Below are 25,827 nucleotides of genomic sequence, written 5' to 3' on the forward strand. Positions count from 1 at the left end.
ACGATTCACGTCTTAGATTCACGTTTTAATTAGGTATTCTCATGTCGTTTCAAGTCACCATACAGCCTAGTCAGCACCAGTTTCCTGCAGACTCCGACAAAAGCGTACTGGATGCCGCGCTTGCTGCCGGGATATTACTGCCCTACAGTTGCAGGAGCGGGGCATGTTCGACGTGCAAGGCGCGTGTGGTTTCAGGTACGGTCGAGGCCGGCCACAGCGCCGAACAGATTTTGACGCCTCAAGAGATTCATGAAGGCTTTACCCTTTTGTGTCAAGCGCGGGCGACTTCGGATCTGGTGATCGAGTCCCGCGAAATTCGCCTGGCCTCCGACATTCAGGTTCGGAAATTGCCCTCCCGTGTGACCTCGATTCAGCGTCCCGCGCCTGATGTCGCCGTGTTGCAATTGCAGTTGCCCGCTACGGAGAGCTTTCGTTTTTACGCAGGTCAGTATGTGGAAATCATCCTCAAAGACGGAAAGCGTCGCAGCTATTCGATGGCCAATCCCCCGCATGCGTCTTCCGCATTGGAGCTTCACGTCCGTCACTTGCCCGGCGGTTTATTCACAGACCATGTTTTCGGTGCAGGCGCGACACAAATGAAAGAGCGCGAAATCCTGCGCATTGAGGGGCCTTTCGGCTCGTTTTTCCTGCGTGAAGACAGCGATTTGCCGATTATCATGCTCGCCAGCGGCACAGGCTTCGCACCTATCAAGTCCATCGTGGAACACATGATCCATCAAAATATTCAACGCCCGGTTGCACTATATTGGGGCGGCCGGCGACCCGTGGATCTGTATATGGACGGTCTTGCTCGCCAATGGGCTCAGGATTTGCCTCATTTCACTTATATTCCTGTTGTCTCTGATGCACTCCCCGAAGATGCGTGGACCGGTCGCACGGGTTTTGTGCATCGCGCCGTGATGGAGGATTTTCCTAGCCTGATGGGGCATCAGGTCTATGCTTGCGGCGCACCCATCGTGGTGGAGTCTGCGAGGCGAGAGTTTATCGCCCAGTGCTCTTTACCGGACGATGCATTCTTTGCTGACTCTTTTACTTCCGAAGCAGATATTGCCGCAGTAAAATAGGCGTTTGTACCTTGCACAAAGGTTTTGTGCATTCGAATTTTATTCTTGGGATTTCCAGCGTGACCTTTCTAAAACGTATTGCCGCGGTGCTCGGTGTGTCCTGTGTGTTTGCTGTGTCTGTGCAGGCCAATCCTGTCAATATCGAGGTCTGGCACACAATGACCTCCACACATAAATCTGAATTCGAAAAAATCGCACGTCGATTCAACAACGAACAGAAAGACGTTAATGTTGTTTTAAAAGCTTTCCCAAACCAGGAAGCGCTTCGTAAAGCCGGTGAGCAAGCTGTCGCCGAAAAACGCAAGCCCAACTTGGTTCAACTGCCTGACAATCGCTCACCCGAGATGATTGCCCAGCACAAAGACATCATTCCTTTTCATCAGCTGCTCAAACAGTATCCGATGAAAGACGCCAACTGGTTTGTTCCGCAGACAACAGGCTTTATGCGCGATAGCAAGGGCCTGTTGATGGCATTCCCATACATGGCTGAAATTCCAGTGATGTTCTACAACGTCGACGGATACAAAAAAGCAGGTCTGGACTCAAACAAGCCCGCCAGAACTTGGCCCGAATTGCAAAATCATCTGCTCGCTTTGAGAGATAAGGCGCATTACCAGTGTCCGTTTGCGACGAGCCATCAGGTCACGACCCACCTTGAAAACACAGCGCCGCTCAATGGCGCCTTGTATGTCACACCTAAAAATGGTTTGGACAACGTCAAGGGCGCTCATCTCAATCTGCTTGACGCCGTGTTCATGCGCCATCTCTCGATTATGGTGAGCTGGAAGCGTTCGGATCTCTTCCCGCACAACAGTAATGGCACAGAGGCCGACAGCATGTTTGCGGATAATCGCTGCGCTGTGATTACAACGACCTCTGGCGCGCTGGCGCGGATCCAAGAAATGAAAGGGCTCAATTTTGGCGTCGCGCCAATGCCTTTCTATGACCAGGTTGTCAAAACTCCTGGCGCTCCTTACGTTAGTGGATCAGCCTTGTGGGCGACATCAGGTCACACCAAGGATCAAGACAAAGCAACAATGGCTTTCCTGTCCTTTTTGGCTCAGCCAGTCATTGCCTCGGCTTGGCATCAGCGTACCGGATTCCTGCCACTGACTGACGCAGCCTTCCGCACAGGTGACGCGGCCTTCTATGATCGTATCCCCGGCGCACGTCAGCTCGTGGACAGCATGCGCAGTGTAAAGGATCCCAACAGCCGTGGGTTCCGCTTGCGTGATTACCCACGTATCGAGCCCATCCTGAGTCGCGAGTTTGATGCGGCTTTATCAGGGAACACTCCGCCTGTCGAAGCGCTGACTAAAGCCGTTGATCAAGCAAAAGTTCTTTCTCAAGACCCTCCAGGCGCAGCGCCTGCGGCCAAGCGTAGGTAATACGCGCGGGTCATGAAAAAAACGGAGCCTCATGGCTCCGTTTTTTTCATGGGAACGTTTTATCCATTCGTATTACATGCAATTGTTATTCGCCTGAATGAGCCCCAACATAGGCGCCCTCGAACAAATGCGATGCGAATATGTTGGCGACATGGATAGGAACGGTATTTTTAATTCTTGCGTTGTCTCTTCAAGGCTGCGGGTTTAGTCAGATCCGTCCTGGCGCAAGACCGAACAATCATCAGACGATCACGCCTTCGGGACCCCTGGATTTTTCCTGGAAACTATCTGGCGATCGTTCGGTTGCGCCAGTTCAGGTTTTTTCAGATGCAACGCATACATGGTTGCAATGGCAACCGAATCAGACATTACCCGCTATTTTTGGGGCTGCTGGTACCGACGAACAGCTTGCGTCCTATGTGAAATCAGGGCCCTACACACGCATTGAAGGTCACTGGGTTGCCCTCGTTTTTCGCGGAGCGCACCAACAGGCGAGGGCACGTCGTGTTCAAAAAACACCAGAAACTCAAGTGTTAGTAACTGAATCTGTTTCAGTTGCTTCAGCGGCTGTCTCCACAGCTGTTCTGGAGTCCACGCCTGCTTCTAAAAAAGCTCTGCCTGCATCACCGGCAACTTTGAGCTCCCAACCGTTCTATGCCATCACACAGTCAGATAAAAATCTTCGACAAGCCTTATCAAGATGGGCAAATTTGAGCGGTTGGAAATTTCAAGCGGAACACTGGGCTGTGGATGTAGACATTCCCTTGACTGCAACGGCTAATTTCTCGGATGAATTTGTCAGTTCAGTACGTGCGTTGATTGAGGCGACTGAATTGTCTGAACGACCTCTGCAGCCATGCTTTTACGCAAATCAAGTTTTACGGGTTGTGCCGATCACTGAGGCCTGCGATCGTACGATCGCCGAAGGAGTCCGAGCATGAGCGGATTGACTTCACATCCCTACTATTTTTGCAGAACAACTTTCGCACTTGTCATGGTTTCATCACTGGCAGCTTGCACTTTACAAAAGCGCATGCAGCAACAGGATGGTCGCGTCCAAGAAGCAAGAAGCCTGATTGATCAAACGCAGGAGAAATTTGTTTCAGCAACACGCTCGGCACAGCATCGTACCCAGGCTCAAAACGTTTCAAAGCCTTGGTTGATGGGGCGAGCCATACCTCTAGGGCGTGAGGTGACTTTGCCGATGGCTCTGCGAGCCAAAATTGACACGACACTGATGTATCGCCATGGCAAGGTTGATCTGTCCACGCTTTCTGAGCGAATCACTCAGGCAACCGGAATTCCCGTTCGTATTAAGCCTGAAGCCTTGTTGCCAGTAGATCATTTCTTGCCGCGCTTAAGTACAGCAACAGCCCAGACACCGTTGACGACATTGACACAAGCAGAGTTTCCGATGGGGGCACGTCCCTTGCCAGAGGTGTTGGATATCCTGACCAGGCGTTTGGGTGTGCAGTGGCGGTATCACGACAGGGCACTTGAGTTTTATCGAACCGAAACGCGAGTATTTGACGTGCGCGCACTCACTTTATCCGCACAGACGGACGCTCGGCTTGGCCGGACCGCGAACAGCAAGACAGGAGGATTCGATAATTCTTCTCGCACATCGTTAATCGCCTCAGATCAGCACGTTTTACTTGCCATTAAGCAAAGGCTTGAACCATTTTTGACACGGGCTGCGATTATCGCTGCGCAACCTGGCGCCTCAACCTCAATTGTGGTGACTGATACACCAGAGGTGTTGGCCGAAATTTCCCGTTATCTGGAAAGGGAAAATCGAGTCTTAACCAGACGTGTCCGATTGATATTCGAAGAGATCACGCTTGTCACGCATCAGGACGCAGAGTTTGGTTTGGATTGGGACTCGCTCTGGGAGCAAGGTAAGATGACTGCCTCTCTTTCCAGCACACTCTCCGGAGCGCCGATTGCAGGTGCCAAGGCAATGCTCAGCGGCGCGCCCAATCATGCGATACGCAGTCAGGCGGTATTGCGTGCACTGTCCAAATATGGAACGGTGTTGCGACATGTGACGATCCCTGTTCTGACTTTGAATCGCAGGCCGGTCACGCATGCGGTCAGAACAACTTTTTCATACATTGATCAAGTCAAGTCGACTCAAAACGCAGAGTCAAATTTTGCCGCATCACGATCTGGATCGAGTTCGGTGTCTGTGAGTCAGAAAGAAGAGACCGTTGGCGCATTTCTCACTCTCGTTCCGGATGCCCAGGAAAACGGACAAGTGTTGTTATCCGTTGCGTATGACAATACGGTTGCTCAGCCGTTGAAGTCAGTTGTTGTGGGAGATCCCAGTAGTCGTCTGCAAATTCAACAAATCACCATTGATGGTCATGGAACCGTTCAGCAGATCGCGCTGCAGAACGGACAACCAATGTTGATCTCTGGTTTTGATTCCAAGCAGGATGAGTCAGATCGTGCACGCTTGACGCCGGATGCGCCTCTCGCCCTGGGCGGTTCGGATCGCGCTAAACAGGCTCGAACGGCAACTCTGATCATGGTGACAGCCCAAGTGGAAGAGGGAATATGAGCATGCCCGGTGATCTTGGGCTCGCGGATCAATCTGGCACATTGTTATGGTCACGTGCAGATGGGGTTGAAGTTGTTTTTGGTCTGGATTGGTCCCCTTTGGTTGGCGGGGAGCCTAGTGTGCTTGGTCGGCGACGTGCTCGAGCATTGCGAGCGACCCATTATCTAGTCATGGGTGACCTCGCAGCCGTCGTTGGGTGCGGTGTTGTGCCAAAACGAAATCGTCAAGATCAACATAAAAATCGCGTCTCAGGAAGACGCTTACATGCAGCTGCAGCAATGTTTGCCTCGGCGCACTCGGAGGGCGTGATTGCTGCTGTTTATGCGATGGCACCGAGAGGCTATTGGCTTGTTGCAGTCAATGCAGGTTTGATTCTGGCGCAGACTGACAGATGGTATGCCGAGCGAGAGGAGGTCGATTCAGTACTTTTCGCTCTCAAAGCACGTTTTCCGAGTATGCACATCATGAAAACAGATGTGTTGGATGAAGAAAGTCCTCCTGAGTGGATGGCCCGTCATTCAAGTATCCGGACGCAACTTCAGAGTCTTGTCCACCCCGTTTGGAAACGGACGCGTCTGATGAGTTTGATGCTCGTAGTCGGAGTCGTTGTTTGGATCATGATGGATCGCGGCTCAGATCGTCCGGCTGAATTGCCACAAGAACAGCCAGATATGCTTTGGCGTCAAATTTATGCTGACTTCAGCAGAAATCATCCCGTTCATCATCCTGATCAAATATTCAAGGTTGTGAGCACTTGGCATCAGGCGCCTTTAAATCCTGGTGGCTGGAAACTTAAGCAGATTATGTGTGAGCCCATGGCGATGGACTGGTATTGCGCGGCGCGCTATCAGCGTCGCAAGATGCTTGCACTGAGTGAAAAATTAGATGCAGTCAAGCCGCAAGGTTGGACGGCAGAATTTATTGACCTTGATCACGGAATATTACGATGGCAGGTGCTGGCCGCGGCAAGCGCGTTCGAACCTGTTCCCGCCTCAATCCCCATGAAGGAATGGATCAGTTATTTGCAAAGTATGACACCTGTTTTTGAAGCGATTCAAATCGGAACAGGTACTTCAGTTTCGTTTGCTGCACCCGTCGGGCGTCAAGGAATGATTTTGGAGCGTCCTCCATTTATCAAACCTCTCAAGCGAAGAACAATTTCAATCAAGGGCCCCATGCGATCAATTTCCACTCTACGTGGACTGACTATTCCTGTGCGATGGCGGGGTCTTCAGCTCGATATCGGGCAGTCAACAGGTCAAGGCATTCGTCGAAGTGAGTTAACAGTGAGCTTAACTGGAGAGATTTTTGAGATTTCTGAATAAATATGCTGCCCCATTGATATTGCTCGGTATGTCGCATTGTGCTGTTGCCCAGGAGCCTGCAGTGGTTGAGGAGCTTTTGCAGTTGGATACACAGGCCGCATTACATGCCGCTCGTCAAAACTTGATCGGATCGATGACTGTCCCGGGTCCGGTGACAAGTCTCAGCTCAGAAAATATGTTGCTGGCGATCTATGGAGTTGGTCAATCGCTGACTGCGGAGGTATTGCTTGAGACAGAAAAGCATGTATTTAAAAATCTCCGCAAAAAAGCGGTTCTGGGTCGATCTGCTCTTTATACCCTGGAGCGTATTACTCCACCTTGCGTTCATTTGAAAAAGTCGGAGCAAACGGAGACTTTATGCTTGGGGCAGCGGGTTCAATGAATAAAAATTTCTCAGTTCAGCTGGATGGGTTGACTAAAGAGCAAATGCCAAAGGACCCAATGCCAGAGGAGCTTCGAACGCAGGGAGAGCTTGAACGCTTGGCTCCTCCCGTGACCCGAATCCTATGCAAGGAGTTGGATGTCATGAGTTTAGTGATCCGAATGTGTCCAGTTCTCTTTGCGGATGGTACTTCGGGAGTATTTGTACTGAGTGATTTTTATTATGACGATCAGACCATCGCGCTTTTACAGTTACTTAAGCAACGAGGGTATCGCCTGAATTCAAACTCTTTATTCGTTTTATCGCCGGCGTTACTGATTGCTGTCACCAAGTCGATACGTGGCTCTTCAAAGAGCGCGCCTCAGATGACAGAGACGACGACCAATGGGGGTGCTTTAGTCATGGCAATGAACGCTATCCTGGTTTGGGGTCTGAGGCGGCGCGCGAGTGATATTCACTTTAATGTGAGGCGTTTCAAGAGCGAATCTCCCGTCATGTTCACGATCGATGGCCGTTACGTTTGTCCTGAAAGATATGCGCACATTCCAACCGCAACCATGCTTGCAATGCTTGCTGTGACATGGATGGAGGTTGAAGGGGGAAATGGAGCAGTCTTTGATCCAACCATAGAGCAACAGGGCAGGATCAATCGTGAGCTTGACGGTCATCGAATCAGTTTGAGGTGGGCATCGCTCGCAACTGACCTGGGACCTTCGGTATGTTTACGTATATTGGTTCTTGATGACTCTGAATTAACACCGGATTTGGCCGATCTAGGCTACCTTGATTCACAAATCACAGCCCTTCGTCGAGCCACTCTTTCCCAGGGCGGAGCAATCGTACTGGCGGGAACCGTCGGTTCTGGAAAGTCTACGACGCTTGCGACGCTGATGCGAGAAATTCCTTCATACCGGAAAATCATCACTCTTGAAGATCCTGCTGAATATTTAATACCCAACGCTTTACAAAATACTGTATCGAGATCGTTAGATGAAAATGAATTGAATGTTTTTGATAATAAGCTCAGGGCATTCAAGCGCTCCGCCATGAATGATTTGTTGATTGGTGAAATAAGAGATTCCGCAGGTGGAAGGGCATTTTCAGATCTTGCAGGTACGGGTGTGAGTCTCTACACCACTGTTCATGCTGGATCCGCCCTTTTGGTTCCTGATAGATTGTCTTCGAGCTTTATTGGAGTGCCCAGAGACTTGTTGGCAACACCGGGTATTCTCAAATTACTCGTATTTCAATGCCTTCTGCCGCAAGTTTGTCAGATTTGCGCGCAGACGCACGAGGAAATACTTCGGATGCCGAACTGGAGATGTTCTGTTGACCAATCACGGTCTCTTCAGTGGAAGCTGGGATGGTTAGCCGCACTTGAAGAACACTCTGGTTTGTCGAGAGAGCGTTTGAGATTTCGATCTGAAATAGGTTGTGAGAACTGTGCAAAGGGATTATCCGCTTTGGTTGGAACCTCTGGTCGCACGGTCGCTGCCGAGTTCATTGAGCCTGCAGAGGAACCTGATTTTTTGATGGTGCTCAAAGAAAATGATGCGCTGATGTTGCAGCGTTGGTTTGATGCGCGTGAACGCGGTCCGCTATCAAGCGCAGAGATGAGTGGGAAAAGTGTAAAAGAATGTGCATTACACAAAGTTTGGAATGGACAGGTGGACCCCCGAACGGTTGAGCAGTTTTTTGGAAGGAAGCATGTTGCCGGGAGTTTCGCGCATGAATCCAGATAAGTTCTTTTCCTTGCGACTCATTCATGACATCAGATCGCTATTTCACAAAGTGTGGATCATGTTTGCTGCTCAAGATTTTAGGGCACAGCGTGCGGACTATTACGAATATCTTGCTGATCTGATTGATACGACAGCAGGAGCCAAAACACTTCAAAGCGTGTTTCAGGACGATGCGATTCGTTACGCTCAAACCTCTTCCCGTGGCTTTTTGTCACGCCTATGGTTAGCCAGGTTCCCGCAAACGGGCGGAGACTTATTTTCCACTTGGAATGGGACGTTGCCATTGGAGGATCTCTTAGCGATACAGTCCGCACAATACGCTGGTGCGCAAGCGTTGACCAAAGCACTTAGACAACTCGCCTCAGTCGTCAGACTTGTAGATCATGCGCGTGAACTATTGTGGACGACTGCATTCGTCGGTTTCGCGGGTTTGTTCATGGCTTTTGGCTCAGTAGCTTCCATCCCGACATTTACGGTCAAGCAACTTAAAAAAGTATTTGAAGCAGTTCCTTCAGAGTTTTATTTGGCCTGGACGAAAGCATTATTTGCCACGGCTGAAGGATTGAGTGAGTGTTGGCCTTATTTATTGATCGCGTTGCTTATAGGTGTATTTGCGCTGGCTTGGTCCTTTGCAAACTGGACGGGTGCGCTGCGTCAAATCGCAGATTCGTGGGGTCCCTGGGCTTTTTACAGGCGGGTTCAAACAGTTCGTTTTGTGTCATTGCTTGCGGTGACGCTCTGCCCGGGTGCTAGTCAGACTACGCGGTTGCGCGAGGCGATCAACTTGCAGAGACACGGGGCGTCCCCTTGGTTTGGGAGACACTTGCAAATCATGGTGACACGTCTGGATTTAGGCGGACAGGCAACGGATGCCTTGGACACAGGGTTGATCGATCCAGAAATTTGGTGGTATTTCACGGACCTGATGGGTACGCTTGGACTTGATGAGGCGCTGTATCGCACACGCCTGAGGACTGAGGTCCATGCGCTTAAACGGATCAAGAAACAAGCACAATATTTACGCTGGGGAGCCTTGTTGCTGGCCTTGTCGATTGTGTTGAGTATCGCATTCTGGCACGTTCAAGTATTCGAGGAGCTCAGACAAGCACTGAGCCTGCACTATTCACGCTGAGTGAGCGTTCTTGAATAGGCATTCTTTTTATTTGCAATCATATTTACAACGTTTCTCATCCCATTTAAAAGGTCATCACTCAATGCCGATTGAAATCGCCTCGCAGCGCGCAATACCGTCTTCATTTTTTGTTCATGTTTTTTCTGGATTTTTTTCTTCTTCCACAGTCGAGCGTCAGCGCGGTTTTTCTCTGATAGAAATTTCGATTGTGACGACCATTATGATGCTGCTCGCAATTGTTGGTATCCCTGCGATACAGGGCTATGTCGTTGAGAGCAAAGTTCCTCGGGTCGCTGAGGAGCTTCAGCGCTTTGTGGCGCGCCTCAAAGTGACCACCAATGGTTTTGGTGCCAGTCCTTATGTGAACGTGGATACAAGAGTTCTTGCCAATTCACTGCGTGGCTCGAGTGTGGTTGCTGTTTCCGGAGAGGGCGCTGGGGCGAACGTGGCGCACGGGCTGGGTGGACCGGGCGTCTCTGGCCGCGGTGTTGTGCGCATTGCACCGTACGCTTTATCTGGCGCGCCTGTTGGATCGGCGTTTCTATTGACTCTTAATGACGTCAATCATGCGGCGTGTCCCGGACTGGCCTCCATCTTGCAACGTATCGCAGAGGTGGTCAAGATTTCAGGTACGTCGGGACCTGTGACTGTTAAAGACAATTTGAATCAGCCCGTTTCAGCCTATGACCCTTTACTGGCTGATGCGCAGTGTTTAAACGGTGACCGTAATGTTTTTGAATTTGTGATTCGCTGATGCGTCAGAATCAAAACGGTTTTTCACTGCTTGAGATGATCGTTGCGACAGCGTTGACGTCGCTGATTGGAGTCTGGTCTGCAACGACCTGGGTTCAGCAGTCCGAAGATGCTGCTTCGCAAGCCATGGGTCGCTGGTTGCTGACGGTTAAAGATTCGGTGGATAAGATGCTCATCCGGCAAGCCGACTTCTTGGTAGGCTTGTCTTCTGCCAATCAGAGTCAGGAAGCATATCAAGATGTATGGCGACCAACCTTGAGCGAGCTCATTCGGGCGGGTCATTTGAGTGCAAGTTTTTCTTTGCGACCGCCTCTGGGCTATGACCTCAGTATTAGAGTGCTCAAGCCTGTCGGAAAATGTTTGACGCTAGGTTGCAAGGTTGAGGTGTTCACTATCGCAACCCCTCAAGCTTCCCAGTATGAACAGTCGGGACAGGTCACGCGTATTGGAAAAATCATGTCCTCACTGGATGGACATGGGGCGACGGTCACACCTCTGTCGCCGCAGTGGATTCGAGGTCCAAACCTGCAGCTCGCAAACCCTCCGTCACCCGATATGACGTCTTTGCCGATCGGATCCATTGTGCTGCACAGTTTTCACGACTCAAGTGCGCAGGTCAGTTTTTTAAGGCAAGGTGAAAAGCGTGATGTGCATCTGGGTGCAAATCTTGATCTGGCAGGCAGGCTGACCGCAAAGGGGAATATTGTCGCGGCCGGTCGAGTGGCCGCCTCAGGTCATCTTCAGCTTGGTGCGATCGGCAGGCCGGGTGAGCCGTGCGATGAAGGGGGGCTGTTGGCCCAGTCAAGCGCTGGAGGGTTGTTAGTTTGCCAGGGAGGGGTCTGGCAAAAGAGCGCGAATGGCTCAGGTGGCCAGTACATCGAACGCGCAGGCTTTCCTTGTCACCTTCGCGATGGAGTCGATATCGAACGTCGTAACCCGATGACAGGTGATTGCACGTGTCCCGAGGGCTATAAGCCCTATCTGATTTCAGTCTGGCGGTTTCCATTTTGGTCTTACAACGAATTTCAGACTTTTCAATGCGTAAACTGATCGAGGCAGGAAAATTGTCCTCTCAAATGCGGGGCGGTTTGGCCTGAATGGACGAGGGGGCTGCCTGAATTCATGGGCACAAGCCCGTATAATCGACCACCAAGCTTGAGGGGGACTGTCATGATGTCCCCTTCGTCTTTTCCTCTCATTTGATGCCGTACGATGAAAACGACCGAAATTCGCCAGAAATTCTTGCAGTTCTTCCAGTCCAAGGGACATACGATTGTGCCTTCGTCGTCATTGGTGCCGGGAAATGATCCGACGCTGCTGTTTACCAACTCTGGGATGGTCCAATTCAAAGACGTCTTTACTGGCAAGGATTCACGCCCGTATAAACGTGCGACTTCCTCACAGCGCAGTGTTCGCGCGGGTGGCAAACATAACGATTTGGAAAATGTGGGCTACACCGCTCGCCACCATACTTTCTTTGAAATGCTGGGTAACTTTAGTTTTGGTGACTATTTCAAACGCGATGCCATTGCGTATGCCTGGGAAATGCTGACGGGTGTTTATGGCTTACCCAAGGAAAAGCTTTGGGTCACTGTTTATCAAGAGGATGACGAGGCTTACGGAATTTGGGAAAAGGAAATTGGTGTTCCACCCGAACGCATCATCCGCATAGGCGACAACAAAGGCGCGCGTTACGCGTCTGACAACTTTTGGCAGATGGCCGATACGGGTCCTTGCGGTCCTTGCACCGAGATTTTTTATGATCATGGTGCCGATATCTGGGGCGGACCACCGGGATCTCCCGAAGAGGATGGTGATCGCTACATTGAAATCTGGAATCTGGTTTTCATGCAATTCGAGCGTGATGCAGCCGGAAATATGACGCCTTTGCCAAAGCCTTGTGTTGATACTGGCATGGGCCTGGAGCGCATTGCCGCGGTCTTGCAGCATGTGCACTCGAATTACGAGATTGATTTGTTTGTGGCGCTGATCGAGGCGGCTGCGCGCGAGACTGGTTGTAAAGACTTGTCCAATAACTCCCTCAAGGTGATTGCCGACCATATCCGGGCTTGTTGCTTCCTTGTCGTCGATGGTGTGATTCCGAGTAACGAGGGTAGAGGATACGTACTGCGTCGCATCATTCGTCGCGCGTTGCGTCATGGTTACCAGTTGGGTCAGAGCAAGCCGTTTTTTTACAAAATGGTGCCTGATCTGGTTAAACAAATGGGTGAGGCATATCCCGAGCTCACTAAAAATGCAGCTCGTGTAGAGCAAGTCCTACGTCAAGAAGAGGAACGTTTTGGCGAAACTCTTGAGCATGGCATGAAAATTCTGGATGCCGCTTTGGCCGCCTTGCCAAAAGTTTCCCAAGGTCAGTTACAGGTCCTGGATGGCAATACACTGTTTACTCTTTACGACACCTATGGCTTCCCAGTCGATCTGACAGCGGATATTTGCCGAGAGCGTGGCGTAGATGTTGATCAGGCTGGGTTTGAATCCGCAATGAATCGACAAAGAGATCAGGCTCGGGCGGCAGGGAAATTCAAAATGGCTGAGGGGCTCGCTTACTCAGGTACCCAAACTGTTTTTGAGGGATACGATCACCTCCAGCGCTCGGGCAAAGTCCTGGCACTTTATGTGGGTGGCGCTTCAGTCGACCGTGTTGTGGCGGGGCAGGATGCCATCGCCGTCCTCGATAATACCCCTTTCTACGCGGAGTCTGGCGGACAGGTCGGGGATACGGGTGCATTGACATCAGGCGCTGCAATGTTTGAGGTTCTTGATACGCAAAAGATTCAGCCAGGCGTATTTGGACACCATGGTCGAGTCGCAACAGGTGCGCTTTCGGTTGGCGATACGGTGACTGCGACTGTCGATGCTGAACAGCGTGCCCGGACGGTGCGCAATCACTCTGCGACACATTTGATGCACAAGGCATTGAGGGAAGTGCTGGGAGGGCATGTCCAGCAAAGAGGCTCCTTGGTCGATGCGGACAAGACGCGATTTGACTTTGCGCATGATGCGCCTTTGTCCGAACAAGAGATCGCCCGAGTTGAATCAATTGTCAACGCAGAAATTTTGAAAAATCAGGCTGCTATGGCGCAAACAATGTCCTATGACGATGCCGTGAAAGGCGGTGCGATGGCGTTGTTTGGCGAGAAATATGGCGATACTGTGCGTGTGCTCGATATCGGTTTTTCTCGCGAGTTGTGCGGTGGCACGCATGTTGCCCGCACGGGTGACATTGGTCTTTTCAAGGTGGTGGCTGAGGGTGGTGTTGCCGCTGGGGTGCGCCGGATCGAGGCTGTTACGGGTTTGAATGCGCTCGCCTGGGTGCAAAACCTGAATGCGACTGTTCAGCGCGCAGCGGCTGCGCTCAAGACACAACCCGCCGAACTGCCAGAGCGCATTGGCCTTTTGCAAGATCAGCTCAAGTCCGTTGAAAAGGATCTCGAGCAGGCGCGCGCCAAGCTTGCTTCCAGCGCGGGTAACGCTTTAACCGAAGCAGCTGTCGACATGCCTGCCGGGTTCAAGCTTTTGGTTACCGAAGTCAAGGGTGTCGATCCTAAAGATCTGCGCTCAATGGTGGATCAGCTCAAAGATCGTCTGAAATCAGCCGTCGTTTTGCTGGCAACAATCTCCGCTGATGGAAAGATCAGCTTGGTGGCGGGAGTGACTGCGGACTTGAGTGCAAAGATCAAGGCAGGCGATCTGGTTGGTTTTGTTGCGGGTCAGATTGGAGGCAAAGGTGGCGGTCGAGCCGACATGGCAATGGGTGGTGGGGCTGATGTAGCTGCTTTGCCTGCCAGCTTGTCGAGCGTGAAAGCGTGGGTCGAGGCTAAATAAGCATGACAGGTCAATCCAATTTGACGGGCTCTGGTCAGGTCGGCTCTCCGGAATTTAAAGAGACGGTTGATGCGACTGGGCTTTCTTGTCCGCTCCCAATTCTGCGCGCTAAAAAAGCTTTAGCAACACTCTCGGCTGGAGATGTTTTGAGAGTGATTACCACTGACCGTGGTGCCGTGCGTGATTTTCAGGCTTTTTGCAAGCAAACTGGCAATGCTCTACTCGCCCAAATTGACGAAACGGATCGAGTGACGCATTATTTGGAGCGGCGCTTAAAATAAGCGGTACCGATCAGCAGTTTAGTGCTATACTCTTTGGCTTTACTGAACATTTTCAAGGGATTACGTATGGTGGTGATTCGCCTGGCCCGTGGCGGCTCCAAGAAACGTCCTTTTTACAACCTCGTTGCGACTGATTCCCGTGATCGTCGTGATGGTCGTTTCATTGAGCGCGTTGGTTTTTACAACCCAGTTGCAAATGCAAACGAAGAGCGTCTTCGTATTGCACTTGACCGTGTCCAGCATTGGACTGGTGTGGGTGCTCAGTTGTCCCCAGCGGTTGCCCGTCTGGTTAAAGACTTCTCTGCAAAAGTCGCAACCGCGGCTTGATCGTTGCGTTTGACTGACTTCGTATCACAGCCATGGCTGACATAGGCGCTTCACAGGCGCCAGACGATCTGGTTGAACTGGGTCGTATTGTGTCAGCCTATGGTGTGCGAGGTTGGGTGAAAGTGCAGCCGCATTCTGCACAAGGTCTCGTTTTACGCGCTGCTCCGGTGTGGTGGTTAGCTCCGCCTATTCCACCGGCTTCTAAGCTGTACTCTCAGCCTGATTTGAATCCACAGCTCCGTGCACACAAAGTTAAACAGGTCAGGCCTCAGGGTTCGACTGTTGTAGCCGATCTTGAGCATGTGGGAGACCGCGATATTGCTGAATCGATGCGCGGTTTTACCGTTTACGTTTCAAGGCAATACTTTCCAAAAGCTCAGGCTGACGAGTTTTATTGGGTCGACCTTGTCAACTGTTATGTCTTTAGTGATGCCCGCTTAGTGGGGGTGGTTGACGAAGTGGTTGATAACGGCGCGCATGCAATATTGCGTGTACAACGTATGCAACTAGAAGGTGACCAAACGCCGTCACCTGAGCATCAGCCTCAGTTGCTGCTCGATGAAAAAGGCCGTCCTCAAGAAATTCTGATTCCTTTCGTTGCTGCGCATGTTCAGCACGTCGACATCGCAACCCGTCGGATAGAGACAGATTGGCCTCTTGATCTTTAAGGTTCCGTCATGCGCATTGACGTCATTAGTTTGTTTCCGGATATGTTTGGTGTGGTCCGTGACTCCGGCGTAACAGGGCGTGCGCACAATCAAGGTATATGGGCATTACACGCGTGGAATCCTCGCGACTTCACCCATGATATCCATCGCACTGTTGATGACAGACCCTATGGAGGCGGGCCAGGCATGGTGATGCTGGCTGAGCCCCTCAAACAAACCTTGCAGACCATTCGGACGCAGCGAGGAACGACCTCGGTGGATAACGCTCCAGTGATTTTGTTATCGCCTGTGGGCAAGCGTTTTGATCAGTCTCTTGCAGCCCGACTTGCCAACTCTGCAGGCGCCATTTTTGTTTGTGGTCGTTATGAGGGAGTGGATCAGCGCTTTATCGATGGATACGTCGATGAGCAATGGTCGCTTGGAGATTTTGTTTTATCCGGAGGCGAGATTGCTGCGCTGGCCATGATTGATGCTGCTGTGCGTTTGATGCCAGGCGCGTTGAATCATGGTGATTCATCCCTGCAGGATTCTTTCCAAGACTCGATCTCGGGCTTGTTGGATAGTCCGCATTACACACGCCCCGAGCTCTTATGGGATCAACCCGTGCCCCCGGTTTTACTCTCTGGCAATCATGCCAGTATTGCTCGTTGGCGTCGTGAACAGTCGTTGGCGCTGACCTCTAAAAATCGTCCTGATTTGCTTGAGCACGCACGTCACTTAGGCTTGTTGACCAAAAGCGATGAAAAGTTTCTGGACAGTCTGAAAACATAGTTGTTTGCAGACTGAAACCAGATTTCTTTGAGCCGTTTCGAACAATTAGCCGAGTTTGGCGCGTTGACCTTTAACCTGGGCAAGGGTCTCGCCAAATTGCGCAACACGTTGCTGTTCCTGCTCAACCACTGCGGCGGGGGCACGCGCCACAAATGACTCATTGGAAAGCTTGGCTTGGGCTTTGTTGATTTCACCCTCGAGTCGAGCGATTTCTTTGTCCAAACGTATTTTTTCAGCGGCAACGTCAATTTCAACTTTGAGCATTAACCGAGTGTTACCCACGACTTGGACAGGTGCGCCATCGTCAGGTAATGACGCGACCACATCGACCCCTGAGAGCTTGGCGAGCGCGGCAAGATAAGCGGCATGCTGCAGTAGCATTTCTTGCGGACCTTCGGCGATCAGCGGCACGCGAGCCGCGGGCGATAGGTTCATCTCGCCGCGCAGCGCGCGCACTGCCTCTACCTGTCCTTTTAATAAATCTACTTGTGCGCAAGCGGCTGGATCAATGGCCTGGGGATTAGCTTGCGGGAAGGGCTGGACGGATATGCTGGTTTGCTCTTCGATCTGACGTTTACCAGCCACCACGGAAACTTTTTGCCAGAGCTCTTCGGTGATGAAAGGCATGATGGGGTGCATCAGACGCAGGATGGCTTCTAGTACGCGGATCAGCGTGCGTCGGGTTGCTCGTTGTTGCTCAGGTGTGCCTGTTTGGATCTGAACCTTGGAGAGTTCCAGATACCAGTCACAGTATTCATCCCAGACAAAGTGATACAAAGCGTTGGCGATGTTGTCGAAACGATAATCAGCAAAGCCTTTGGCAACATCAAGCTCCAGTTGTTGAAGTCGGCTAATAATCCATTTGTCAACAAAGCTTTCAGCGCTCGCATCGACTGCGGCCATGTCTTGGCCTTCAGTGTTCATCAGCACAAACCGAGTGGCATTCCATAGTTTGTTGCAGAAGTTTCTGTATCCCTCGCAGCGCTTGAGATCAAAATTGATGTTGCGTCCCAGTGTTGCATAAGCGGACATTGTGAAACGCAGGGCATCGCTTCCAAAAGCGGGAATGCCCTCGGGAAACTGTCGACGAGTTGCTTTCTCGATGGCACCGGCTTGCTTGGGATTCATGAGGCCAAAAGTACGTTTTTTGACCAGAGTTTCCAGATCAACGCCGTCAATCAGATCCACGGGGTCAAGCGTGTTTCCTTTTGATTTGCTCATTTTTTGGCCTTCTGCATCGCGAATCAGACCATGAACATAAACGTGCTTGAAGGGGACTTGTCCAGTCAAGTGCGTAGTCATCATCACCATTCGGGCGACCCAGAAAAAGATAATGTCAAAACCCGTTACCAAGACGCTCGAGGGCAAGTAACGCTCGTAGTCTGGGGTTTTTTCAGGCCAACCCATGGTGGTGAAGGGCACCAGTGCAGAGGAAAACCATGTATCCAGCACATCCGGATCACGTACAAGTGGTCCCTGCACCCCGGCTGCTTGGGCTTGTTTCAAAGCATCTTGTTCATCGTGCGCCACGAAAACTTCACCATTGGGCGCATACCAGGCGGGGATCTGATGGCCCCACCACAGTTGTCGGGAAATACACCAGTCCTGGATGTTTTCAAGCCATTGGTTGTAGGTTGTTGTCCAGTTGCTGGGAAAGAACTCGACCTCTCCTTTTGCGACAACCTCCAAAGCAACCTCGGTGATGCTCTTGCCGGGATGAAGGGTATCCGCGGGCGCGGGTTTGCTCATGGCGACGAACCATTGGTCCGTGAGCATCGGTTCGAGAACCTCTCCAGTTCGGTCGCCCCGCGGCTGCATCATTTTGTGCGCGTCAACTTTGACTAGAAAGCCTTGCGCTTCGAGTTCGGCGACGACAGCTTTGCGTGCGTCGTAGCGGTCAAGGCCGCGAAACTGTGCGGGACCTTGATCATTAATTTTTGCATCGAGTGTAAAGATCACAATCAAAGGGAGATTGTGTCGCATCGCGCAGGCGTAGTCGTTAAAGTCATGCGCGCCTGTGATCTTGACGCAACCCGTACCAAACGCCTGATCAACAAAATCATCCGCAATAATGGGAATCTGGCGATCACAAAGCGGGAGGTCGACCATTTTGCCAATCAGATGTTGGTAGCGAGGATCTTCGGGGTGCACGCAAAGTGCGCCGTCCGCGAGCATGGTCTCGGGCCGGGTGGTCGCGATGGTCATGCCCCGGATAATTTCCTGAGATCCGTCTTCGTGCTTGATGGTTTGCGGACCATCAACAAAGGGATAGAGGATGTGCCAAAGATGGCCATCTGTCTCAACAGATTGGACTTCGAGATCCGATACGGCCGTCAGCAGTTTGGGATCCCAGTTGACCAAGCGTTTGCCGCGATAAATCAAGCCTTGTTTGTAAAGGCGCACAAATGTTTCAACCACTCCGGCAGACATCTGTTTGTCCATCGTGAAGTATTCGCGCGGCCAGTCCGCTGATGCGCCCAGACGACGTACTTGGCTCGTGATGGTGTTTCCGGATAGCTCTTTCCACTCCCAGACTTTTTCAATGAACTTTTCACGGCCAAGGTCATGCCGTGAGGTTTTTTGAGCGTCGAGCTGTCGCTCAACGACAATCTGGGTAGCAATACCCGCGTGATCGGTGCCGGGGACAAATACGGTGTCATGTCCCAGCATCCGGTGGTAGCGAATCAGGCCATCCATGATGGTCTGGTTAAAGGCGTGACCCATGTGCAGAGTCCCAGTCACGTTCGGCGGTGGAAACTGAATGGCGTAGGGAATACCGGCGCCAGGGCCCTCTTTGGTGTGCTGGCCTGCGGCAAAGTAGCCCCTTTTTTCCCATTCCTGATACCAGCGAGCCTCAAGTGCCGCAGGCTCAAAACTTTTGGAAAGTTCCCCGTCGGGGGTGTTGTTGGGCTGATTCATCGATATATCCGGAAAAAGTGGGGTCGCAAGTCGTCGCCAGAGGGCGAATAACTCGCTATTTTAGGGTGTTGCGGGCAGATGTGGCATGCTAGAATCATGGGTTAGGGTCAGCACAAGCAAAGTCCCTGTTTTTATTGAGATTTCTTGGAGTTTTACATGTCAGTCGAACGTACCTTATCGATTATCAAGCCTGATGCCGTGGCAAAAAATGTCATCGGTCAGATTATTGCCCGCTTTGAGGGCGCAGGCCTGAAAGTCATCGCCGCACGCATGATGCATTTGTCGCGTGCCGACGCCGAGCGTTTTTACGCTGTTCACAGCGCACGTCCTTTTTTCAAAGATCTGGTCGATTTCATGATCTCTGGCCCTGTTTTTGTTCAAGCCCTCGAAGGTGAAAACGCCATCCAGAAAAATCGTGATCTGATGGGCGCAACCGACCCCAAGAAAGCTGAAAAAGGCACGATCCGTGCTGATTTCGCAGACAGCATCGATGCAAACGCTGTTCACGGTTCAGACGCTCCTGAAACCGCCAAGGCAGAAATCGCCTTTTTCTTCCCCGAAATCAACATTCACAGCCGTTAATTCGGTTGTCTGGCTCGTGGCACATCACGCATGCATCCTGAACCGATCAATCTGCTTGGGCTCGATGCCTCGGCACTGACCCAGCTAGTTGGGCAGTGGGGGGGCAAGCCTTTTCGTGCCCGGCAGCTTCAAAAATGGGTGCATCAGCGTGGTACGAGTCAGTTCGACGACATGACCGATCTTGCGCGCGATTTTCGCGCGCAACTTACGCAACGTTGTGTTGTTCAGGCTCCCAAAGTTTTATCCCAGCACCGGTCATCAGACGGCACCAGAAAGTGGTTGTTCGATGTCGGGCAGGGCAATGCGATCGAGTCCGTGTTTATTCCCGAGGACGATCGCGGCACATTGTGCATATCGAGTCAGGCAGGTTGTAACGTTGCCTGCAGATTTTGTTCGACCGGACATCAGGGTTTCAATCGCAATCTCACTGCAGCAGAGATTATCGGACAGCTCTGGTGGGCAAGACATGAGTTGATGCAGGATCTCGACTCCGCCCGCATTCAGCATGCCAATCCTGACCGTCACGCGGTGGTGACCAATGAAACTCGCTTGATCAGTAATGTGGTCATGATGGGTATGGGCGAGCCCCTGCTCAATTACGAGCCTGTTCTCGCGGCATTGCGCATGATGCTGGACGATAATGCGTATGGTTTGTCGCGCAGGCGCGTGACAGTCTCGACCTCCGGCGTGGTGCCGATGATGGACAGGTTGTCCCAGGATTGCCCTGTCGCATTGGCAGTTTCCCTGCATGCGCCGAATGATGCGCTGCGCGACGAGTTGGTACCCCTGAACAAAAAGTATCCGCTTGACGAGCTTCTTGCGGCTTGTGAACGATATCTGGAGTTTGCACCCAGAGACTTCATTACTTTTGAGTATGTGATGCTGGATGGTGTCAATGACAGCGACCTGCATGCAAAACAGCTCATAGAAATTGCTCGCCGGGTACATTGCAAACTCAATCTGATTCCTTTTAATCCTTTTCCTGCCTCCGGATTGCAAAGATCTTCGGCGGCAAGAATAAAAGTATTTTCCCAGCATCTGATAGATGCTGGCATCGTGACAACGGTGCGCAAAACGCGCGGAGACGATATCGACGCGGCGTGTGGTCAGCTTGCAGGTGAGGTCAAGGACCGCACCAATCTCAGTGAGAAAATGGCCTCAAGAAAAATGATCCCCATCAAGGAGACGCGTGAATGAGTGAGCTTGATTTAAGCAGTCCTTTGCGAACAGAGTCTGCGCCTGTGCCAACTGAGCTCATCACGTCAGCAGGGTCATTGCGTGCATTGCGCATTTCCAAGGGATTTTCGATTGAAGACGTTGCGGTCAGACTCAAATACGCTGCGCGTCATATCGAGGCGCTTGAGTCGGAAAGCTACGATAGCTTGCCACAGGGACTTGGCTTGCGAAGCATGGTCAGAAGTTATTCAAAACTGTTAGGTATCGACCCCAAACCTCTCGAAATTGCTCTGCAATCGCGTATCGGTAAAGTCGAGGGAGGCATTGCCAATCACACCTCGATCAGAACGCTGGGCGCGCATCAGGCTGAACAAGTGCCGCACTCAGGGGCATGGGTCTGGCTTGTTTTAATTTTTCTGGTTGTGATCGCTGTGCTCGGTGTTGCGGTTTGGCAGGGTCTGATTCCTCAAGCCTGGGTGCCTGATTGGGTTGAGGCGTTATTTCAATGAGTCAAATTTCTACCTCCCGGGATGAGCCCGTCATCCAACCCTTGATTGGTCCTTCAGCACGGCATCGCACCAGGAAGGTTTTGGTTGCATGGGGTGATCAAAAAGTATGGATTGGTGGTGATGCGCCGGTCGTCGTGCAATCGATGACCAATACCGATACTGCCGATGCTATTGCAACGGCTATTCAGGTCAAAGAACTGGCGCTGGCCGGTTCTGAGATTGTGCGGATTACTGTCAACACACCCGAAGCGGCCCGTGAGGTGATCGCGATCCGGGAACAACTCGATCGCATGGGTATTTCTGTCCCCCTAGCTGGAGACTTTCATTACAACGGTCATAAGTTACTGACTCAGTTTCCAGATTGTGCACAAGCGCTTTCCAAATATCGTATTAATCCAGGCAACATGGGGGGTGGAAAAAAGCGGGATGATAATTTTGCCCAGATGATTGAAGTTGCCTGTCGTCATCAAAAACCTGTGCGCATCGGGGTCAACTGGGGCAGTCTTGATCATGAATTGCTCGCACGCATGATGGATGAAAACGTCAAGCTTGCTCAGCCAAGAGACGGACGTGCTGTCATGCGGGACGCTCTAGTTGTCTCGGCGATTAGTAACGCAGAACGCGCCCAGGAACTTGGTTTACCGGGCGACGCGATTATTCTTTCTTGCAAAGTGAGTCATGTGCAGGATCTGATTGCGGTTTATCGCGACCTTGCCGCACGATGCGATTATCCCTTGCACCTTGGGTTGACTGAAGCTGGTATGGGAAGCAAGGGCATTGTGGCTTCCACTGCGGCCTTGAGCGTCTTACTGCAAGAAGGTATCGGAGATACGATTCGAATCTCTCTGACCCCAGAACCAGGAGGCGATCGTACGCGTGAAGTCATCGTGGCACAGGAAATTCTGCAAACGATGGGGTTGAGAGCCTTTACGCCGATGGTGGTTGCTTGTCCTGGATGCGGTCGCACCAGCAGCACGGTTTTTCAAGAACTGGCTGATCGCATACAGACCTATCTGCGAGAGCAAATGCCACTCTGGAAAACACAATATCCAGGCGTTGAATCGATGAACGTCGCTGTCATGGGGTGCGTGGTGAACGGACCTGGCGAGAGTCGGCATGCGGATATCGGTATCAGTTTGCCAGGCACGGGTGAGGTTCCCTCAGCCCCGGTGTTTGTCGATGGTGAGCGCACCGTCACTCTGAAGGGTGATCATATCGCCGAAGAGTTTCAAAAAATTGTTCAGGATTACGTCGCACGCCGTTACGGCGCTCACGCGAGATAACATTATTTATGACACAAGCATTTTCCAAGGTCACCGCAATACGCGGGATGAACGACGCATTGCCAGGTTCTGGTGCCCGCTGGGAACAACTTGAAGAAGTTGTTCGCCAATGGTTGTCTGATTATGGTTATCGCAATATGCGTACCCCGATCCTCGAGCACACGCGCTTATTTACAAGAGGGATTGGAGAGGTGACTGACATTGTCGAAAAGGAAATGTACAGTTTCACGGATTCGCTGAACGGCGAATCTTTGACGATGCGTCCCGAGTTCACGGCAGGGATGGTTCGCGCTGCAATCGAACACAACCTGCTGTACGATCGCCCACAGCGAGTTTATGCGATGGGCCCTGTTTTCAGGCATGAGCGTCCACAACGTGGGCGTTATCGGCAATTTCATCAAATTGATGTTGAAGCGCTCGGGCTGCCCGGTCCTGATATCGATGCTGAATTGATCGTGATGGTGGCCAGATTATGGAAAGCTTTGGGTATCACCGATGTGCAACTTGAGATCAACTCTCTTGGACAAGGTCAGGAACGATCCGCGCATCGCGCAGCGTTGATTGAGCATCTCGAAGCGCACAAAGCGGTTCTAGACGAGGACGGTTTGCGACGCATGTATACCAATCCTCTGCGTGTGCTGGACACTAAAAATCCGGCCATGCAGGCGATGGCTGACTCAGCGCCCAAGCTTTTTGACTTTCTAGGTGAGGCGTCTCGTGCCCATTTTGAAGGTGTTTGTGCGCGACTCGATGATGCCGGGGTCGCCTATCGACTGAATCCCAGAATGGTTCGAGGTCTGGACTACTACAATCTGACAGTATTTGAGTGGGTCACTGACAAGCTTGGCGCGCAAGCAACGGTGTGTGGTGGCGGACGTTACGATGGGTTGATTGAGTTGCTTGGCGGAAAACCTGCACCTGCGGTGGGTTTTGCAATTGGCATGGAGCGGCTCATGGATTTGTGGGGTCAGTACCAGCCAGAGGTTGCCAAGGCGGAATGTTCAGTCTACTTTGTCCACCAAGGTGAACAAGCCCAGCGTAAGGCTGCATTGCTTGCCGAAGGTCTGCGAGATGTGGGTATTTCTGCCATTGTCCACGCGGGCTCCGGGAGTTTTAAGTCGCAGTTCAAGCGTGCGGATGCAAGCGGCGCACAGATTGCGGTTATTCTTGGGGGCGATGAGCTCGAGTCAGGTACGGCCTCGGTGAAAATGTTACGTGCTGAGCAATCAGATGCGCTCGCTCAGCAGCAAGTGCCATTGGATAATTTAGTTGTGTATTTGAAAGATAAGGTTAATTAGGCATGGCTTACGATCTCGACGAACAAGAACAAATAGACCAGATTAAAGCCTGGTGGAACAAGTACGGCACCCTGGTGCTGACTGTCTTGATTATTGCGACAGCCGCCGTGGCAGCCTGGCGGGGTTGGCAATGGTACGAAGGACACCAGTCATCTCAGGCGCGCGGTTACTTTGAGGCACTCGAGGAGGCTGGACGTTCCCAGGGTGAGGAGTCTGTCGCGCGGATCAATGCCGCGATGAAAACCTTGCGCAGCGATTATGCTGCGACGGACTACGCGGCGCGCGGGGCTTTGGTTGCCGCATCCGCACTGGCTTCACGCAAAGACCTCCCGGGTGCCCGAGCACAGCTTGAGTGGCTTGCACAGACCAAGCACGCTGCCTTGGTGCCAGTTGCCCGGTTGCGATTGGCAGCCTTGTTTCTTGATCAAAAAGAATACGATTCGGCGCTCGCTCAGCTCAAGGACGCACCACCTTCTTTTGAGGGATTGTTCGCGGATCGACGTGGCGACATTCTGGCTGCGCAGGGCAAGTCTGCCGATGCCAAAAAGGCCTGGAATGCAGCCATCGAATCTCTTGGTCCCACCAATCCGTTAACACCTATCGTTAAGCTCAAACTTGATGCATTGGGAGGTTGAGTATGCGTTCATCTTTTGCAATAGGTTTTTTTCGTGTTTTCGCGACGTTGATTGCGACGGCCACACTCGCGGGCTGCAGCCTGTTTGGAAAAGATGATGATCGCTACAAACCAGCACCACTGACCTCATTTATACCTGGCTTAGCCGCGCAAGTGGCTTGGAAAGCGCAGATTGGCAGTGGTTCTGGCTTGGGCTTTGCTCCCGCAATTGTTCAGAACACTGCTTATGCCGCAACGCCTGACGGTGCGGTTGTCAAAGTTGATCTTCAGACTGGCGGAGTTGTCTGGAGAGCGATGATCGATAAAAAACTCTCAGCGGGTGCAGGCAGTGATGGCAAGATCACGGCCGTCGTCACCAGAGAGGGGATGGTGGTGGCGCTGGATGAGGCAGGGCAGGTTAAATGGCGCGCTCAAGCCACCAGTGACGTGACGATCCCGCCCGTAGTCGGTTACGGGGTGGTGGTGGTTCGTAGCGGTGATTATCGGGTGCAGGCTTTTAATGCGGAAACCGGAGATCGTATTTGGAGCGTTCAGCGCCCAGGCCCCGCTCTGACTTTGAGAGCACCCGCCCGCATGTTGATGTTTGAAGGTTTGGTGATCAGTGCGATTCCCGGTGGAAAACTTATTGGTATCAATGCGGTATCCGGTGATGTCCAATGGGAAGGTACTGTGGCTGTTCCCAAGGGATCCTCTGATCTTGAGCGTGTGATTGATGTTGTCGGCGCGCCTGTCGTGCTGGGTCCCGTGATGTGTGCAGTGTCCTATCAGGGTCGAATCGTTTGTTTTGATATCGCAGCAGGCGGTCGTCCAGCCTGGACGAAAGATTTTTCTTCTTTGTCAGGACTGACGCTGGATAATAGACAGGTGTATGCGCCTAATCAAACGGATGTTGTCAGCGCATTAAGCTTGCAAAACGGTGCAGTCGTCTGGACCCAGGATGCCTTGCGCAATCGTAAGCTGACCAGTCCTGCGGCCGTGGGAGTTGCCGTAGCTGTGGGTGACTATGAAGGCTTCGTGCATTTCATGGCCCAAGATGATGGGCATTTACTTGCCCGGGTTTCTGTGGGCGGCGGAGCGATTCGTTCGCCGCTATTGGCCACGCCTCAGGGCGTGCTTGTTCAAACGGGTGATGGTGCGCTCGTAATGTTGGCGTTGAAATAACT

General features: G+C 51.9%; 23 protein-coding genes. 22 read left to right on the forward strand and 1 reads right to left on the reverse strand.

What is annotated here, in order from left to right:
* The first annotated feature begins 41 nt into the window (after positions 1-41).
* The 15 genes from QWY30_RS02245 to trmD all read left to right on the forward strand — a co-directional run bounded on the left by QWY30_RS02245 (position 42) and on the right by trmD (position 16,263).
* The gene (locus QWY30_RS02245) at positions 42-1,085 is read left to right on the forward strand and encodes a CDP-6-deoxy-delta-3,4-glucoseen reductase (protein WP_290237840.1); all 1,044 of its coding nucleotides are present in this window, start codon (positions 42-44) and stop codon (positions 1,083-1,085) included.
* A 59-nt stretch (positions 1,086-1,144) separates the two neighbouring features.
* Positions 1,145-2,473, forward strand: coding sequence for an extracellular solute-binding protein (locus tag QWY30_RS02250; RefSeq protein WP_290237842.1), 1,329 nt, complete (start codon positions 1,145-1,147; stop codon positions 2,471-2,473).
* 140 nt (positions 2,474-2,613) lie between these two features.
* On the forward strand, positions 2,614-3,414 hold the full coding sequence (locus QWY30_RS02255; protein ID WP_290237844.1) for a TrbG/VirB9 family P-type conjugative transfer protein: 801 nt from the start codon (positions 2,614-2,616) through the stop codon (positions 3,412-3,414).
* Positions 3,411-5,036 carry a hypothetical protein gene (locus QWY30_RS02260; RefSeq protein ID WP_290237846.1) on the forward strand — a complete coding sequence of 542 codons (1,626 nt, stop codon included), beginning with the start codon at positions 3,411-3,413 and terminating at the stop codon, positions 5,034-5,036. The genes QWY30_RS02255 and QWY30_RS02260 overlap by 4 nt, the downstream gene beginning before the upstream one ends.
* A complete protein-coding gene (locus tag QWY30_RS02265) occupies positions 5,033-6,361 on the forward strand; it encodes a type IV pilus inner membrane component PilO (RefSeq protein ID WP_290237848.1) in 1,329 nt (442 codons plus the stop codon). The genes QWY30_RS02260 and QWY30_RS02265 overlap by 4 nt, the downstream gene beginning before the upstream one ends.
* Positions 6,345-6,743 carry a hypothetical protein gene (locus QWY30_RS02270; protein WP_290237849.1) on the forward strand — a complete coding sequence of 133 codons (399 nt, stop codon included), beginning with the start codon at positions 6,345-6,347 and terminating at the stop codon, positions 6,741-6,743. Before QWY30_RS02265 ends, QWY30_RS02270 begins: the two co-directional genes overlap by 17 nt.
* The gene (locus QWY30_RS02275) at positions 6,740-8,485 is read left to right on the forward strand and encodes an ATPase, T2SS/T4P/T4SS family (RefSeq protein ID WP_290237852.1); all 1,746 of its coding nucleotides are present in this window, start codon (positions 6,740-6,742) and stop codon (positions 8,483-8,485) included. Before QWY30_RS02270 ends, QWY30_RS02275 begins: the two co-directional genes overlap by 4 nt.
* The gene (locus QWY30_RS02280) at positions 8,472-9,617 is read left to right on the forward strand and encodes a type II secretion system F family protein (protein ID WP_290237853.1); all 1,146 of its coding nucleotides are present in this window, start codon (positions 8,472-8,474) and stop codon (positions 9,615-9,617) included. The genes QWY30_RS02275 and QWY30_RS02280 overlap by 14 nt, the downstream gene beginning before the upstream one ends.
* An 82-nt stretch (positions 9,618-9,699) precedes the next feature.
* Complete coding sequence (locus QWY30_RS02285; RefSeq protein WP_290237855.1) at positions 9,700-10,371, forward strand: prepilin-type N-terminal cleavage/methylation domain-containing protein; 672 nt, start codon at positions 9,700-9,702, stop codon at positions 10,369-10,371.
* Positions 10,371-11,420: a prepilin-type N-terminal cleavage/methylation domain-containing protein gene (locus QWY30_RS02290; RefSeq protein ID WP_290237857.1), complete on the forward strand. Its 1,050-nt coding sequence runs from the start codon at positions 10,371-10,373 to the stop codon at positions 11,418-11,420. Before QWY30_RS02285 ends, QWY30_RS02290 begins: the two co-directional genes overlap by 1 nt.
* Positions 11,421-11,582: 162 nt before the next feature.
* Positions 11,583-14,216, forward strand: a complete 2,634-nt coding sequence (alaS, locus tag QWY30_RS02295; RefSeq protein ID WP_290237858.1) for an alanine--tRNA ligase — start codon at positions 11,583-11,585, stop codon at positions 14,214-14,216.
* Between the two features lie 20 nt (positions 14,217-14,236).
* Entirely contained in the window at positions 14,237-14,497 is a 261-nt protein-coding gene (locus QWY30_RS02300; RefSeq protein ID WP_435433348.1) for a sulfurtransferase TusA family protein, read from the forward strand.
* Between the two features lie 66 nt (positions 14,498-14,563).
* Positions 14,564-14,824, forward strand: a complete 261-nt coding sequence (gene rpsP / locus QWY30_RS02305) for a 30S ribosomal protein S16 (protein ID WP_290198742.1) — start codon at positions 14,564-14,566, stop codon at positions 14,822-14,824.
* Between the two features lie 23 nt (positions 14,825-14,847).
* On the forward strand, positions 14,848-15,492 hold the full coding sequence (gene rimM / locus QWY30_RS02310) for a ribosome maturation factor RimM (protein WP_435433349.1): 645 nt from the start codon (positions 14,848-14,850) through the stop codon (positions 15,490-15,492).
* A 9-nt stretch (positions 15,493-15,501) separates the two neighbouring features.
* The gene (trmD, locus tag QWY30_RS02315) at positions 15,502-16,263 is read left to right on the forward strand and encodes a tRNA (guanosine(37)-N1)-methyltransferase TrmD (protein ID WP_290237864.1); all 762 of its coding nucleotides are present in this window, start codon (positions 15,502-15,504) and stop codon (positions 16,261-16,263) included.
* A gap of 45 nt (positions 16,264-16,308) precedes the next feature.
* Here trmD and QWY30_RS02320 read toward each other — a convergent pair whose 3' ends face one another.
* Positions 16,309-19,182: a valine--tRNA ligase gene (locus tag QWY30_RS02320; protein WP_290237866.1), complete on the reverse strand. Its 2,874-nt coding sequence runs from the start codon at positions 19,180-19,182 to the stop codon at positions 16,309-16,311.
* A gap of 156 nt (positions 19,183-19,338) precedes the next feature.
* On the opposite strand from QWY30_RS02320, the gene ndk reads away from it, so the two are divergent.
* From ndk to bamB, 7 genes are read left to right on the forward strand one after another with little or no spacing between them, the layout of a single operon-like run.
* Positions 19,339-19,764: a nucleoside-diphosphate kinase gene (gene ndk / locus QWY30_RS02325; protein ID WP_290237868.1), complete on the forward strand. Its 426-nt coding sequence runs from the start codon at positions 19,339-19,341 to the stop codon at positions 19,762-19,764.
* Between the two features lie 30 nt (positions 19,765-19,794).
* Positions 19,795-20,961 (forward strand): dual-specificity RNA methyltransferase RlmN, encoded by a 1,167-nt coding sequence (rlmN, locus tag QWY30_RS02330; RefSeq protein WP_290237870.1) that lies wholly within the window; start codon positions 19,795-19,797, stop codon positions 20,959-20,961.
* Positions 20,958-21,449, forward strand: coding sequence for a helix-turn-helix domain-containing protein (locus QWY30_RS02335; protein ID WP_290237872.1), 492 nt, complete (start codon positions 20,958-20,960; stop codon positions 21,447-21,449). Before rlmN ends, QWY30_RS02335 begins: the two co-directional genes overlap by 4 nt.
* On the forward strand, positions 21,446-22,732 hold the full coding sequence (ispG, locus tag QWY30_RS02340) for a flavodoxin-dependent (E)-4-hydroxy-3-methylbut-2-enyl-diphosphate synthase (RefSeq protein ID WP_290237874.1): 1,287 nt from the start codon (positions 21,446-21,448) through the stop codon (positions 22,730-22,732). The genes QWY30_RS02335 and ispG overlap by 4 nt, the downstream gene beginning before the upstream one ends.
* Before the next feature lie 8 nt (positions 22,733-22,740).
* On the forward strand, positions 22,741-24,030 hold the full coding sequence (hisS, locus tag QWY30_RS02345) for a histidine--tRNA ligase (RefSeq protein WP_290237876.1): 1,290 nt from the start codon (positions 22,741-22,743) through the stop codon (positions 24,028-24,030).
* 2 nt (positions 24,031-24,032) lie between these two features.
* Positions 24,033-24,665: a YfgM family protein gene (locus QWY30_RS02350; protein ID WP_290237878.1), complete on the forward strand. Its 633-nt coding sequence runs from the start codon at positions 24,033-24,035 to the stop codon at positions 24,663-24,665.
* 2 nt (positions 24,666-24,667) lie between these two features.
* Positions 24,668-25,825, forward strand: a complete 1,158-nt coding sequence (bamB, locus tag QWY30_RS02355; RefSeq protein ID WP_290237880.1) for an outer membrane protein assembly factor BamB — start codon at positions 24,668-24,670, stop codon at positions 25,823-25,825.
* The last annotated feature ends 2 nt before the right edge of the window (positions 25,826-25,827 follow it).

Origin of the sequence: Zwartia panacis (assembly GCF_030410395.1) — a bacterium.
Lineage (GTDB): Bacteria > Pseudomonadota > Gammaproteobacteria > Burkholderiales > Burkholderiaceae_B > Zwartia > Zwartia panacis.